At 71.9% G+C, this 14,073-nt stretch carries 14 protein-coding genes; 9 read left to right on the forward strand and 5 right to left on the reverse strand.

The window, feature by feature from the left end; all coding sequences use genetic code 11:
• Positions 1–51 precede the first annotated feature (51 nt).
• A complete protein-coding gene (locus V1227_RS01180) occupies positions 52–489 on the reverse strand; it encodes an Lrp/AsnC family transcriptional regulator (protein WP_090104294.1) in 438 nt (145 codons plus the stop codon).
• A 160-nt stretch (positions 490–649) separates the two neighbouring features.
• Between V1227_RS01180 and pdhA the strand changes: the two genes are divergently transcribed.
• From pdhA to V1227_RS01205, 5 genes are all read left to right on the forward strand, one after another.
• Positions 650–1,726, forward strand: coding sequence for a pyruvate dehydrogenase (acetyl-transferring) E1 component subunit alpha (gene pdhA, locus V1227_RS01185; protein ID WP_329793934.1), 1,077 nt, complete (start codon positions 650–652; stop codon positions 1,724–1,726).
• Complete coding sequence (locus V1227_RS01190; RefSeq protein ID WP_329790529.1) at positions 1,726–2,715, forward strand: alpha-ketoacid dehydrogenase subunit beta; 990 nt, start codon at positions 1,726–1,728, stop codon at positions 2,713–2,715. The genes pdhA and V1227_RS01190 overlap by 1 nt, the downstream gene beginning before the upstream one ends.
• Positions 2,712–3,974: a dihydrolipoamide acetyltransferase family protein gene (locus V1227_RS01195; protein WP_329790530.1), complete on the forward strand. Its 1,263-nt coding sequence runs from the start codon at positions 2,712–2,714 to the stop codon at positions 3,972–3,974. The genes V1227_RS01190 and V1227_RS01195 overlap by 4 nt, the downstream gene beginning before the upstream one ends.
• A 92-nt stretch (positions 3,975–4,066) precedes the next feature.
• Positions 4,067–5,365, forward strand: coding sequence for a phenylacetate--CoA ligase PaaK (gene paaK, locus V1227_RS01200; RefSeq protein WP_329790531.1), 1,299 nt, complete (start codon positions 4,067–4,069; stop codon positions 5,363–5,365).
• A 77-nt stretch (positions 5,366–5,442) separates the two neighbouring features.
• The gene (locus V1227_RS01205; RefSeq protein ID WP_329790532.1) at positions 5,443–5,613 is read left to right on the forward strand and encodes a hypothetical protein; all 171 of its coding nucleotides are present in this window, start codon (positions 5,443–5,445) and stop codon (positions 5,611–5,613) included.
• Between the two features lie 132 nt (positions 5,614–5,745).
• Here V1227_RS01205 and paaZ read toward each other — a convergent pair whose 3' ends face one another.
• Positions 5,746–7,773 (reverse strand): phenylacetic acid degradation bifunctional protein PaaZ, encoded by a 2,028-nt coding sequence (gene paaZ / locus V1227_RS01210; protein ID WP_329790533.1) that lies wholly within the window; start codon positions 7,771–7,773, stop codon positions 5,746–5,748.
• A gap of 107 nt (positions 7,774–7,880) precedes the next feature.
• Here paaZ and V1227_RS01215 point away from each other — a divergent pair, with 107 nt between their 5' ends.
• A complete protein-coding gene (locus tag V1227_RS01215; protein WP_329790534.1) occupies positions 7,881–8,495 on the forward strand; it encodes a TetR/AcrR family transcriptional regulator in 615 nt (204 codons plus the stop codon).
• Here the strand turns inward: V1227_RS01215 and V1227_RS01220 are convergent.
• Entirely contained in the window at positions 8,475–9,353 is an 879-nt protein-coding gene (locus V1227_RS01220; protein WP_329790535.1) for a DMT family transporter, read from the reverse strand. The two genes, V1227_RS01215 and V1227_RS01220, sit on opposite strands and share 21 nt — an antisense overlap.
• 64 nt (positions 9,354–9,417) lie before the next feature.
• Here V1227_RS01220 and V1227_RS01225 point away from each other — a divergent pair, with 64 nt between their 5' ends.
• The 3 genes from V1227_RS01225 to V1227_RS01235 all read left to right on the forward strand — a co-directional run bounded on the left by V1227_RS01225 (position 9,418) and on the right by V1227_RS01235 (position 12,736).
• Positions 9,418–10,008, forward strand: coding sequence for a TetR/AcrR family transcriptional regulator (locus V1227_RS01225; RefSeq protein WP_329790536.1), 591 nt, complete (start codon positions 9,418–9,420; stop codon positions 10,006–10,008).
• Positions 10,009–10,417: 409 nt separating this feature from the next.
• On the forward strand, positions 10,418–11,014 hold the full coding sequence (locus tag V1227_RS01230) for a transglycosylase family protein (protein ID WP_329790537.1): 597 nt from the start codon (positions 10,418–10,420) through the stop codon (positions 11,012–11,014).
• Between the two features lie 231 nt (positions 11,015–11,245).
• Positions 11,246–12,736: a sensor histidine kinase gene (locus tag V1227_RS01235; RefSeq protein WP_329790538.1), complete on the forward strand. Its 1,491-nt coding sequence runs from the start codon at positions 11,246–11,248 to the stop codon at positions 12,734–12,736.
• A gap of 44 nt (positions 12,737–12,780) precedes the next feature.
• On the opposite strand, the gene V1227_RS01240 is transcribed toward V1227_RS01235, so the two are convergent.
• On the reverse strand, positions 12,781–13,530 hold the full coding sequence (locus V1227_RS01240; RefSeq protein WP_329790539.1) for an SDR family NAD(P)-dependent oxidoreductase: 750 nt from the start codon (positions 13,528–13,530) through the stop codon (positions 12,781–12,783).
• A 104-nt stretch (positions 13,531–13,634) separates the two neighbouring features.
• Entirely contained in the window at positions 13,635–14,051 is a 417-nt protein-coding gene (locus tag V1227_RS01245; RefSeq protein WP_329790540.1) for a MarR family winged helix-turn-helix transcriptional regulator, read from the reverse strand.
• Positions 14,052–14,073 lie beyond the last annotated feature (22 nt).

The following is a 14,073-nucleotide window of genomic DNA, read 5'->3' on the forward strand; positions in this document are numbered from 1 at the left end:
GACGCTATTCGTTGACACCGGTGTCAACTTCCACCCGATGTGACGTGAAGCTCAGTTCTCGGCGTCCTCGAAGATGAGGAACGTCTTGGTGGACAGCACTCCGGGGATCGTCTGCAGCTCCTCCAGGACCACGCGCCGCAACGCGTTGTTGTCCTGCGCCCTGACCAACAGCATCACGTCGAACTCGCCGCCCATGAGCGCCATGTGCCGCACCTCGGGGATGGCCCGCAACCGGACCTGCAGATCCCGCCAGTTGTTCTGCCGCACCGTCATCGCCACGTACGCCGACGTGGTCAGCCCGACCTTCACCGGGTCGACCCGCGCGGTGAAGCCGGTGATCACCCCGTCCGCGACGAGGCGTTCGAACCGGGCGTAGGCGTTGGCGCGCGAGATCGTCACGCGTTCGGCCAGCGCGCGGCCGGACAGCCGGCCGTCCGCCTCCAGTTCGCCGAGGATCCGGCGGTCGATCTCGTCCAGTTCCGCGTCCACGTGTCTCACTCCCGAGGTGCAAAGCGCCGTCAACCGGTCCAAGTGGACCGGCTGAATCGACGCACGAAGTCAATCGTCTCGCACTGTCGCGCGGATCTAGCCGATTGGCCACTGATCTTGTCAGCATTCGGGCCTGGTGGAACTGCTCGCGGAGGTGCGGATGAGTGCCGGTCAGCTCAAGGCGGCCATCACCCCGGCCCGGTTGCTCGACGAGACCGGCCGGCTGGTCAGGGGAGCGCCGAAACCGGACGCCGGGGCGCTGGCCGAGGGGTACCGCAAGCTCGTGTTCGCCCGTCGCCTGAACGAGCAGTGCGGCGCGCTGGTCCGGCAGGGACGGCTGGCGGTGTACCCGTCCTCGCGGGGGCAGGAGGCCTGCCAGGTCGCGTGCGCGTCGGTGCTCTCCGACGGCGACTGGCTGTTCCCGACCTACCGCGACACGGCCGCTATCGCCGCCCGCGGGGTGGACCCGGTCGAGGTGCTCACGTTGCTGAGCGGCGACTGGCACTGCGGCTACGACCCGAACGAGCACAAGGTGGCGCCCCAGGCCACGCCGCTCGCCACGCAGCTGCTGCACGCGGTCGGCGTCGGCCACGCGGCACGGCTCAAGGGCGAGGACACGGTCGTGATGGCGCTGTGCGGTGACGGCGCCACGAGCGAGGGCGACTTCCACGAGGCCTGCAACTTCGCCGCCGTGTTCCGCGCACCGGTCGTCTTCTTCGTGCAGAACAACAAGTACGCGATCTCCGTGCCGCTCGCGCGCCAGTCCGTCGCGCCGTCGCTCGCCGCCAAGGCGATCGGGTACGGCATGCCCGGTGTGCGCGTGGACGGCAACGACCTGCCCGCGCTCGAGAAGGTGCTCGGCGAGGCCGTCGCCCGTGCCCGCGCGGGAGAGGGGCCGACGCTCGTCGAGGCGGACACCTACCGCGTCGAGTCGCACACCAACGCCGACGACGCCAGCCGCTACCGCACCGACGACGAGGTCACCGAGTGGCTCCCGCGCGACCCGCTGCTGCGGGTGAAGACCTACCTGACGGCGGTCGGCGCGCTCGACGACGCACGCGACCGGGAGATCCACGCGGCGGCCGAGGAGATGGCGGCGGCGGTCCGCGCCGGAGTCGGCGCCGGGTCGCCCGCCGACCCCGAGGAGATCTTCGCCCACGTCTACTCCACCCCCACGCCCCAGCTGGCGCGGCAGCGCGCGGCTCTGCGGGCCGAGCTCGACGCCGAGGAGGCCTGATGAGCGCCGGGAAGCTCACGATGGCGCAGGCGATCAACGCCGCGTTGCGCGACGCCCTCGCCGAGGACAGCTCCGTCGTCGTGTTCGGCGAGGACGTGGCCCAGCTGGGCGGCGTCTTCCGCGTGACCGACGGGCTGCACCGCGAGTTCGGCGAGAGCCGGGTCTTCGACACCCCGCTGGCCGAGTCCGGGATCGTCGGCATGGCGGTCGGCATGGCCATGAACGGCCTGCGCCCGGTCGTCGAGATGCAGTTCGACGCCTTCGCGTACCCCGCGTTCGAGCAGATCGTCAGCCACGTCGCGAAGCTCGGCAACCGCACGCGCGGCAAGGTGCGGCTGCCGATCGTCATCCGGATCCCCTACGCGGGCGGAATCGGGGGCGTGGAGCACCACTGCGACTCCTCCGAGGCCTACTACGCCCACACCCCGGGCCTCACCGTCGTCGCCCCGGCCACCAACGCCGACGCCTACGGCCTGCTGCGCGCGGCCATCGCGGGCTTCGACCCCGTGATCTTCCTGGAGCCCAAGAAGCACTACTTCTCCAAGGAGGAGGTCGACGTCGCGGTCCCGGTGCCGCCCATCGGCCGCGCCGTCGTCCGGCGCCGCGGGAAGGACGCCACGCTGATCGCCTACGGCCCCTCCGTGCCGGTGGCGCTGGCCGCCGCCGCGCAGGCCGCGACCGAGGGCCGCGACCTGGGCGTGGTCGACCTGCGCTCGATCGTGCCGTTCGACGACGAGACCGTCTGCGCCGAGGTCCGCCGGACCGGCCGCGCGGTCGTCGTCGCCGAAGCACCCGGTTTCGCCTCGGTGGCCTCGGAGATCGCGGCACGGGTGGGGGAGCAGTGCTTCCACCACCTCGAGGCGCCGGTCCGCCGGGTCACCGGGTTCGACGTCCCCTACCCCGCGCCGAAGCTGGAGCACCACTTCCTGCCCGGCGTGGACCGGATCCTCGACGCCGTCGACACGCTGCAGTGGGAGGACGCCGCATGAGCACGCAGGTGTTCGACCTGCCCGACCTCGGCGAGGGGCTGACCGAGGCCGTGCTGGTCCGGTGGCTCGTCGAGACCGGTGACCCGATCGCCGTGGACGAGCCCGTGGCCGAGGTCGAGACGGCCAAGGCGGTGGTCGAGGTGCCGTCGCCGTTCGGCGGCGTCGTCGCGCGGCTGCACGGCGAGGAGGGCGCCACCCTGCGGGTCGGATCGCCCCTGATCTCGGTCGACGCCCGGCACTCCGCCGCCGAGACCTACGTCGAGGAGGAACGCGCCGGGTCCGGCAACGTCCTGATCGGCTACGGGACCTCGCAGGGCGGCACCTCGCGGCGCCGCAGGAGGAAGGTGGCGCCGGCGGACCGGTCCGCCGCGCCCGCGCGCGGTGGAGAACGCCCCGCCGTGCAGTCGCCGATCGTGCGCCGCCTCGCCCGGGACAACGGCGTCGACCTCGGCGCGCTCACCGGCACCGGCCCCGGCGGGCTCATCACCCGGCGCGACGTCCAAGCCGCGCTCGAACCCGTGGCGGCCGTGAGCGAGCCGGTCGGCGACGTCGACCGGCGCACCGGTCTGCCGATCCGCACCCGCGTGCCGCTCACGGGCGTGCGCAAGGCCGTCACCACCACGCTGTCCCGCAGCCGCACCGAGATCCCCGAGGCGACGACCTGGGTGGACGTCGACGCGACCGCGTTGGTCGAGCTCCGCGACGAGCTGAAGGGAACCGGTGCGGCACCGGGGATCCTCGCTGTGGTCGCCCGGTTCGTCGTGGCCGGACTCGCCCGCTTCCCCGAGCTCAACTCCCGCGTGGACACCGACCGCGACGAGATCACCCACCTCGACGGCGTCAACCTCGGTCTCGCCGCGCAGACCGACCGCGGCCTCGTCGTCCCGGCGGTCCGGGACGCGCACCGCCTGAGCATGCGCGGCCTCGACGCCGAGATCCGCAGGCTCACCGCCGCCGCCCGCGCGGGCACCGCCACGGCCGCCGAGCTCAGCTCGGGCTCGTTCACCCTGAACAACTACGGGGTGCTCGGCGTCGACGGCAGCGCCGCGATCATCAACCACCCGGAGGTCGCGATCCTCGGCATGGGCCGGATCCTGCCCCGGCCGTGGGTGGTCGACGGGGAGATCGCCGTGCGGCACGTCGTGCAGCTGTCGCTCGTGTTCGACCACCGGGTCTGCGACGGCGGCACGGCGGGCGGGTTCCTCCGGTTCGTCGCGGACTGCCTGGAGAACCCGAAGTCGGCGATGGCGGACCTGTAGCGGCGAGGTGGCGCATCGCCTGGCAGCGCTCGGCATCGGCGGGCAGTTCGTCAACTATCCTGCCGTCGCCGGCGGCAACGGAGGAGGACGCGATGCTGGACCTGAGCCCCCGGCCGGGGGACCTGGAGCCGATCGAGACCGCGTCGGTGGACGAGCTCCGGGCGTTGCAGCTCGAACGGCTGAAGTGGTCCGTCCGGCACGCGTACGACAACGTGCCGCACTACCGTTCCGCCTTCGCCGCGGCGGGCGTGCACCCCGACGACGTGAAGACGCTGGCAGACCTCGCGAAGCTGCCGTTCACCACGAAGGCCGACCTGCGCGACAACTACCCGTTCGGCATGTTCGCGGTGCCGCGCGAGGAAGTCGTGCGCGTGCACGCCTCCTCGGGCACCACCGGCAGGCCCACCGTCGTCGGCTACACCCGCGACGACCTCGACACGTGGGCCACGGTGATGGCGCGCAGCATCCGTGCCGCCGGAGGACGCCGGGGCCACGTCCTGCACAACGCCTACGGCTACGGCCTCTTCACCGGTGGCCTCGGCGCGCACGCGGGCGCGGAGAAGCTCGGGTGCACCGTCGTGCCGGTGTCCGGCGGCATGACCGAACGCCAGGTCCAGCTGATCCGCGACTTCGAGCCCGACATCATCATGGTCACGCCGTCCTACATGCTCTCGATCATCGACGAGATGGAGCGCCAGGGCGTCGACCCGCGCTCGACGTCGCTGAAGGTCGGCATCTTCGGCGCCGAGCCGTGGACCAACGACATGCGCGCCGAGATGGAGCGACGCCTCGACATGCACGCCGTGGACATCTACGGCCTGTCCGAGGTGATCGGGCCGGGTGTGGCGAGCGAGTGCGTCGAGACCAAGGACGGCCTGCACGTCTGGGAGGACCACTTCTACCCGGAGGTCATCGACCCGGTCACCGGCGAGGTCCTGCCCGACGGCGAGGAGGGCGAGCTCGTGTTCACCTCCCTGACCAAGCAGGCGATGCCGGTCATCCGCTACCGCACCCGGGACCTGACCCGGCTGCTGCCCGGCACCGCGCGGTCGACGCGCCGGATCGAGAAGATCACCGGCCGCACCGACGACATGATCATCTTGCGCGGCGTGAACCTCTTCCCGACGCAGATCGAGGAGCTGGTCCTCAAGGTCCCCGCGCTGTCCCCGCACTTCCAGTGCGTGCTGAGCCGCACCGGCAACCTCGACGACCTGACCGTCGTGGTCGAGCACCGCGAGGACGCCGTCGCGGGCGACACGGCGGCACAGCTCGAAAAGCTCGTGAAGAACTCCATCGGCGTCACGATCGCCGTGGACGTGGTCGCGCCGGGCGGGATCGAGCGGTCGGTCGGCAAGATGAAACGGATTGTGGACCGTCGCCCACCCAGGTGAATCCGGATGTCACCCCATCCAGCGATTTAGGCTGTTTGTGACGTGTTCCGTTATCTCGTCTGCTCACCATGCACTGCATGAGCGGAACACCGATCTTCGACGAGCTCTACGCCGAGTACGTGAGTGGCGTGTCCGCGGCGCACGCGGCGGCGCCGTCGGTACCCGTGACCGCCCCCCGCGAGCCGAGGTGCGACCAGCTCGTGCCGCAGTACGCGGCCACCGCCGAGATGCCGGAGTGGCCCAGCTGAGCTGCCGGGCGGCCGTGCGCGCGTCGGGGGAGCGAAGTCCGTTGTGGACGGACGACCGCGCGGCGCCGGGATCACCGGTCGCCGTCGCGCCGGTGCCGGGAGGGAGCCGCTTCCCGCGGCTCCCTCCGGCGTTCAGCTCTTGGCCACCAGCGTCAGGACGTCGTAGGTGGCGACCGGCTCGGAGTCCTGGTTGGACACCACGGCGTCCCAGCGCACCTCGCCGTACTCGGCGTTGGTGCGCGGCGTGATCTGCTTGACCGTCAACGTGACCGCGATCGTGTCGCCCGCCTTGACCGGCGTGAGGAACCGCAGGTTGTCCACGCCGAAGTTGGCGAGCACCGGGCCGGGGTTCGGTTCGACGAACAGCCCCGCCGCGAGCGACACCACCAGGTAGCCGTGCGCCACGATGCCGCCGAACAACGGGTTCGCCGCGGCCGCCTCGGGATCGGTGTGGGCGTAGAACGTGTCGCCGGTGAACTCGGCGAAGTGGTCGATGTCGGCGAGCGTCACCTGCCGCGTCCCGGACTCGACCGTGTCACCGATCTTCAGCTCCGCCAGCGACTTGCGGAACGGGTGCACCTCGTCGGCGACGCGCTTCGACCCGGTCGTCCAGCGGCCGGTGATCGCCGTGAGCATGTCCGGTGACGCCTGCACGGCGGTGCGCTGCATGTGGTGCAGCACGCCGCGAACGCCACCGAGCTCCTCGCCGCCACCCGCGCGGCCGGGGCCGCCGTGCACGAGCATCGGCAGCGGGCTGCCGTGCCCCGTCGACTCCTTGGCGTCGTCGCGGTCCAGCACCAGGATCCGGCCGTGCCACGGCGCCACGCCGAGCACGACCTGCCGGGCCACGGCGGGGTCGTGCGTGACGACCGACCCGACGAGGCTGCCCCTGCCGCGTGCGGCGAGCTCGACGGCCTCCGCGGTGGTGCGGTAGGTGATCACCGTGCTGACCGGGCCGAACGGCTCGACGTCGTGGGGTTCGGAGGCATCGGCGCGCGCCCGCAGCAGGACGGGGGAGAGGAACGCCCCCCGTTCGGGGTCCGCGCCGACGACGTCCACCCGGTCAGGGTCGCCGAAGACGATCTCCGCCGAGTTCCGCAGCGACTCGACGGCCTTGCGCACCTCGTCCCGCTGCCCGAGCGACGCCAGCGCGCCCATCCGCACGCTCTCGTCGGCCGGGTGGCCCACGGTGATCTTCGCCAGCCGCGCGGCGATCGCCTCCGTCACCTCGCCGGCGATCTGCTCCGGCACGATCGCGCGCCGGATCGCCGTGCACTTCTGGCCGGCCTTCACGGTCATCTCGGTGACGACGCCCTTGACGAAGAGGTCGAACTCGGGGTCGCCGGGCCGCACGTCGGGGCCGAGGATCGAGCAGTTCAGCGAGTCCGCCTCGACCTGCAGGCGCACGCCGCCGTGCTGGACGTTCGGGTGGTTGCGCAGGATTCCCGCCGTGTGCGCGGATCCGGTGAACGCCACCGAGTCCTGCTCGTCGAGCACGTCGAGCAGGCCGCGCGGGCTGCCGGACAGCAGCTGCAGCGACCCCTCCGGGAGGATGCCGGACTCGATGATCCGGCGGACCACGGCCTCGGTGAGGTAGGCCGTCTGGGACGCGGGCTTCACGATGCTCGGCAGGCCGGCGAGGAACGCCGGCGCGAGCTTCTCGAGCATGCCCCACACGGGGAAGTTGAAGGCGTTGATCTGCACCGCCACACCGGGGCGCGAGGTGTAGATGTGCTGGCCCAGGAACGTTCCCTCGCGGCCGAGTCGTTCGAGGCCGCCGTCCAGCACGACGATGTCGTTGGGGAGCTCGCGCACGCCTTTGCCGGCGAAGCTGAACAGCGTGCCGAAGCCGCCGTCGACGTCGACGAGCGAGTCGCGCTTCGTCGCACCCGTGCGGTACGACAGCTCGTACAGCGAGTCCTTCTCGGCGCTGAGGTGCTTGGCCAGCTCCTTGATGAGCAGCGCGCGCTGGTGGAACGTCAGCTCGCGGATCGCCGGGCCGCCGACGCGCCTGGCGTGCTCGGTCATCTGGCGCAGGTCGAGGCCTTCACTCGACAGCCGCGCGACCTCCTCGCCGGTCACCGCGTCGAGCAGCGGCTCTCCCGCGGCGCCGGCGCGGAACCAGCGGCCCGCGGCGTAGCTCTCCAGCAGTGCAGTCACAGTGCGGGTTCCCTTCGCAGACCGTTGCCCTTCACGGCTCTCCGTGCCACGGTATAACAGAACGTTCGGTCAGTAAATCGGTCGGAAGGTGGGGGAGACTGGGCGGCATGACCACGACGCAGAACGGCGGGACGAGGCGCCGCGGCCGGCCGGGCTACGACCTGGAGACGCTGCTCGAGGCCGCCGCGGAGCTGTTCTACGAGCGCGGCTACGACAGCACCAGCATCCAGGACCTCGCGCACCGCCTGGGAGTCACGAAGTCCGCCCTCTACCACCACGTCCCCGGCAAGGAGGCGCTGCTGCGGCTGGCGGTCGACCGCGCGCTGGACGGCCTGTTCGCCGAGGTGGCGAAGCTCGACGCCGTGGGTGGTCGCGCGGTCGACCGCCTGGAGCACCTCGTCCGCGGCAGCGTCGCGGTCCTGGTCGAGCGGCTGCCGTTCGTGACGCTCCTGCTGCGGGTGCGGGGGAACAGCGAGACCGAACGCGACGCTCTGGCCCGCCGCCGCGAGTTCGACCAGGTCGTCACCGCGCTGGTGGCCGACGCGGCGGCCGAAGGCGACCTGCGGGCGGACGTCGACCCCGCGACGACGACCAGGCTGCTGTTCGGCATGGTCAACTCGGTCATCGAGTGGTACCGGCCGCAGGGCGGGCTCGGCGCCGCCGAGCTCGCGGACGCGGTGGTGCGCGTGGCGTTCGACGGCCTACGCGTGCGCGGGAGTTGACGACCGGTCGCGCTGCACGACGACGACCGCCGCGAGGCCGAGCGCGAGACCGAAAGCGGTGTGCGGGCCGAAGGGTTCGCCGAACGCCAGGGCGCCCCACACGGCCGTGACCGGAGCCATGAGGAACATCAGGGTGTTCACCTTCGTGATCCCCGAACGCCTCAGGATGACCCAGTAGAGCCCGTACCCGCCGAAGGTGGGCAGGACCACGAGCCACGCGATCGCGCCCCAGAACGCGGGGTCCGCGGGCGGGGCCGCGGTGCCGGTGCCTAGGGCGAGCGCGGTGAACACGACGGCGCTCGTGAGGCAGTGGGTGGTCATGGCCACCGCGGGCGCCACCTCCGTGCGCGACCGGCCTTCGAGCAGCGTGGCCGCCACCAGCGAGAGCATGCCGAGGAACGGGACGAGGTAGGCCCACCGGTCCACCCCGGTGCCGGCCGCCGCGTCGGCCCCGGTGACGACCACGACGCCGCCCACGCCCAGGCACAGGCCGAGCCACTGCCCGCGCGAGACGTGCTGGTGCAGCAGCGGCCCTGCCAGCGCTCCGGCGACGAGCGGCTGCACGCCGTCGATCAGAGCCGTCGTGCCGCTGGAGACCCCGAGCTCGATCGCGTGGTAGACCGTCAGCAGGTACCCGCTCTGCGACAGGACGCCGATCACCGCCTGCCGGCCCACGTCCCGCGCGGTGAGGCCCCGCCACCACCTCCTGGCGACCGCCACCGCGAGGAGGAGGACGGCGAGCGGCAGGAAACGCCACAGCAGCACCGTGACGGCGGGCGCGCTCCCCGCCCCGAGCTTCGCCCCGATGAACCCGGAGCTCCAGCAGAGCACGAAAGCGGTCGAGAGCAGGAAGTTCACCCGCCACACCTCCCTATACCGATCTGTATACCCACCGACTATACAGATCGGTATAATCGACGTCGTGGAGAAGCCGCGACGGATCACCCTGACCCCGGCCGCCCAGCGCGCCCTGGAGGCCGCCGGGAGGTTGTTCTACGAGCGCGGGATCCACGCCGTGGGCGTCGACCTGATCGCCGCCGAGGCCGGGGTCACGAAGAAGACGCTCTACGACCGGTTCGGCTCGAAGGAGCAGATCGTCGTCGAGTACCTGGCCGGCCGCGACGAACGCTGGCGCGCCTTCCTGGACCGGTACCTGGAGTCCGCGGGCCAGGACCCGGTGGCGCGCGTCCTGGCCGTCTTCGACGCGTCCCGCGACTGGTCGTCCGAGCACAGCCGCAAGGGGTGCGCCATGGTCAACGCCCACGCGGAGATCAGCGACCCCGCGCACCCCGCGCACCCGATCGTCGTGGGGCAGAAGGAGTGGATGCTCGCCCTGTTCACCGACCTGGTCCGGGAGATCGCCCCGGAGCGGGCGGACGGGCTCGGCCGGACGCTCCTGCTGCTGCACGAGGGCGCGCTCGTCGCCCACGGCTTCGGCACGTTCCCCGATGCCGTCGGCCTGGCTCGCGACCAGGCGGCGGAGCTGCTCCGGAACGCCCGTTCACGCAGCTAGGGCCCGTCCCGCGGGTCTCGTCCGCGACAGGCGCGGCCGAGGCTCCGGAGACGGCACCGCCGCGGCGCCCGAACACGCCTGGTGTGAAGGCGCCGCCTCCGGGGTCTCACGCCCGTTCATGCAGCCAGGAAGGCTTTCGCAGCGACCTGTGGACGTGTCCCGCGCGGTCGGAGGCCCGCGAAACCTCGTTGCCCGCCATCATCACCTATTGAGTGATCTTGCCCGCGTACGGCGCTGCGAACCCGGCGAACCGTTCTTACGTTCGCTGCCAGCGACCGCGAGGTCGCGGCACCACCAGGGCAAGCCGGCCGCTCACCTGTCCACCGGCTCACCCTGTCCCACACGCAGGACAAACCCCCGCCGGACAGGCGCTGCTGCAGGCGAGAGCGAGGCGGGGTTCGAAAGAGCCATGCGCCATCTCCGTGGTACCACCACCGCTCGCGCCCTGTTCGTCGCCGTCTCGGCGGCGGCTCTCGTCACGACGGGCGCGGCGGTCGCCGCCGCCTCCCCGTCGGTCGACTGGGACCGGATCGCGCAGTGCGAGAGCGGCAACAACTGGTCGACCAACACAGGCAACGGCTACTACGGCGGACTGCAGTTCAGCCAGTCCACCTGGCAGTCGCACGGCGGCACCGGCAGCGCGCACCAGGCGTCGCGCGAGGAGCAGATCCGCGTGGCCGAACGGGTTCTGCGCACCCAGGGACTGGGGGCGTGGGGCGTGTGCGGGCGGCGCGGCGGGACAGCCGTGAAGCAGCAGCCCACCCGCCAGGGCCAGCGTGCGGCCGTCGGCAGGACCGCGCCGCGCGCGGTGCCCGTGGTTCCGGTGGCCGCGCCGTCGACCAGCAACCCGGACGGTGACTACGAGATCAAGGCGGGCGACACCCTCAGCGGGATCGCCGAGGCGCTGCGCATCGAGGGCGGCTGGCAGGCGCTGGTCGCCAAGAACAGCCGCTTCCTGACCAACCCCGACCTGATCAAGCCGGGGGACAAGATCGCCACGAAGTGACGCCGGACGGCAGCGCCGTCCGGAAGTGAGCGCGGGGCCCGCACGCCGGGTCCCGCGCTTTTCTTCGCGTTGCGAGGGTGGGGCTCGGAGCGTCCGCACGGCGAACCTAGGATTGCGCGACTCGACGCGGGTCGGGGTTCGGCGCCTGCGCGCCGTGGTCGGGGAGGGGTCGTGCACGCGGAACCGGATTCTGTTGGCGCACCAGGTGGTCCGTCGTTGCGGCGGTGGTCCGTGTGGATCTCGGTGGCGCTCGTCGCGGTGTTGCTGGCGGCGACCGTGGCGGTGCTGCTGGCCATCGGCGAGCTCTCCCGCGCGCGGTCGCGGCTGCTGGACGTGATCGGCCCCGCGGTGGTCAGCTCCCAGCAGCTCGGCGCCGACCTCGTCGACCAGGAGAACGGCGTCCGCGGCTACCGGCTCAGCGGCCAGGCGGAATTCCTGAAGCCGTACGAGAACGGGCTCGACCGGCAGGCGGCGGCACGTGCGACCGTCATGGTCCTGAACACCCCGGAGGTCACCGCGCACGTCGCGGCCGTCGACACCGCGCTCGCCGCGTGGCGCAGCGACTACGCCGACCCCGCGATCGCCGCGGTCCGCGCGGGCAGCCCGGTGCCGGACGAGGCGCTCGGCAAGCAGAGGTTCGACGCGGTCCGCACCGCGCTCTCGACGTTGCAGACCGAGCTGGCCGTGCAGCGGGCGGAGGGGCGTGCTGCGCTCAACGACTCCGCGACCCGGATGGCGGTCACGTGCATCGTCGCGCTGGCGGTGCTGCTGGTCGCGGTGCTGGCCTGCGTCGCCGCGATGCTGGTGCACGTCGTGAGGCCGTTGAGCAGGCTGCGCCGGCAGGTCGGTCTGGTCGCGGGCGGCGAGTTCTCGCGCACGGTGACCGCCACCGGCCCGCAGGAGCTCCGCGCGCTGGGCCGCGACGTCGACACCATGCGCACGCGGGTCGTCGAGGACCTGCACCGGACGCGGGAGCACAACGCGGCCCTCGACGCCGCGACGGCGGAGCTGCGCCGGTCCAACGCGGAGCTGGAGCAGTTCGCCTACGTCGCGTCCCACGACCTCCAGGAGCCGCTGCGCAAGGTGGCGAGCTTCTGCCAGCTGCTCGAACGGCGCTACCGCGACCAGCTCGACGAGCGCGCCGTCCAGTACATCGACTTCGCCGTCGACGGCGCCAAGCGCATGCAGTCGCTGATCAACGACCTGCTCGCCTTCAGCCGCGTCGGCCGGCACCGCGACAAGCACGTGGTCGTGCCCGCCGCCGACCTCGTCGACGAGGCGTGCCGCGACCTCTCCGAGGCGCTGGAGGAGTCCGGTGCCGTGGTCGAGGTGGGCACCCTGCCCGAGGTCGAGGGCGAGGCGCGGCTGCTGACGGCGGTGTTCCGGAACCTGATCGGCAACGCGGTCAAGTTCCGCGGCGACGAGGCCCCGCGCGTGCGGGTCGACGCCGAGCCGGGCGAGGACGACCAGTGGGTGTTCTCGGTGCGGGACAACGGGATCGGCATCGAGGAGCAGTACGCCGAGCGGATCTTCGTGATCTTCCAGCGGCTGCACCCCAAGGACCTCTACGCGGGCACCGGCATCGGGCTGGCGATGTGCCGCAAGATCGTCGAGTACCACGGCGGCCGCATCTGGCTCGGCACCGGCGCCGGTACCGGCACCACGATCCGCTTCACGCTGCCGCGGGTCGGGTCGGCCGTCCCCGCGCCGGTCGCCGGCTGAGAGGTCACCGCACGCGACGGCGACCTCGTTGCCGGCGAACGGTGTCAGAGCCCGAAGCCGCCGGACACCTCGACGTCCTGCGCGGTGATCCACCGGCCGTCCTCACCCGCGAGCGCGGCGATCGCCACGGCCACGTCTTCGGGCTCGCCCATGCGCCCGAGCGCGGTCCTGGCGGCGATCACGGGCACGACCTCCGGGAACCGCTCGACGGCGTCGCCGCCGAGGCGCGTGCGGGTGGCGCCGGGGGAGACGGAGTTGACGCGGATGCCGCGCGGGCTGAGCTCCTTGGCGAGGTAGCGGGTGAGCACGACCAGCGCGCCCTTCATGGAGGCGTAGCCGGAGTAGCCCGGTTCGGCGAGCTGGGTGGAGCTGCTCGTCGTGTTGATCACCGCGGCGCCGTCGGAGAGGAGTGGCAGCAGCGTCTGGGTGAGGAAGAACGGGCCTTTGAGCAGTACGCGGTAGAAGCGGTCGAACAGCTCCTCGGACAGGTCCGGGAACAGCGCCGTCTCGGCGAAGCCCGCGTTGTTGACCAGCACGTCGACCGTCTCGCGGCCCCAGTCGCCGAGCACCTCGGCGACCCGGTCGCGGAAGGCCCCGAAGGTCTCGCTGCGGCCGACGTCCAGCGGCAGGGCCACCGCGGTGCCGCCGTCCCGCTCGACGGCCGCGACCGCGTTCCTCGCCCCCGCCTCGTTGGAGCTGTAGGTGAGGATCACGGAGGCGCCCCGCCGCGCCAGTTCCACGGCCGTGCTCCAGCCGATGCCGGAGCTGCCGCCGGTCACGATGGCCACTGTCATTTTCCTACCGCCTGTCCGGTCTGCTTGGTTTCGGTAGAACCAATAAGACCGGCTCAGGCGGTGGAATCCGAGATCAAAGCTCCCGGCTGCTTGCCTGATCCTCCCTAGGTGCTCAGGGCGCGGTTCAGCAGGGCGGTGAGCTGCCGCAGCTCGTCGGCGGTCAGCGCCCCCAGCGGTGTGTTCTCCAGCGCCGCGCGCATCACCTCGTCGCGCACCCTGCGGCCCTTCGCGGTCAGCACCAGCACGCGCGAGCGGCGGTCGGCCGGGTCGACGGCGCGCTCCACCAGGCCTCGGTCCACGAGCTGGTTGCTCATGAACGTGAGGTTCGGGGCGTTGCAGTACAGGCGCTCGGCCATGACCTTCATCGACGGCGGCTGCTCGGCCGGGTCGATCGCCCACAGGGCCTGGAACGTCGCCGTGGTCAGGCGGTGTTCGGTCAGCACCGGGGTGATCAGGTCGACGGTCCGCATCCAGGACTCGTGGACCGCGGCGACCGCCGCGGTGAGGTCGGACGCGGTCATGTCACCATCCTACCGGTGTTTC

The sequence above is a fragment of the Lentzea sp. DG1S-22 genome (genome assembly GCF_036321065.1).
In the GTDB taxonomy this organism is placed as follows: Bacteria; Actinomycetota; Actinomycetes; order Mycobacteriales; family Pseudonocardiaceae; genus Lentzea; species Lentzea jiangxiensis.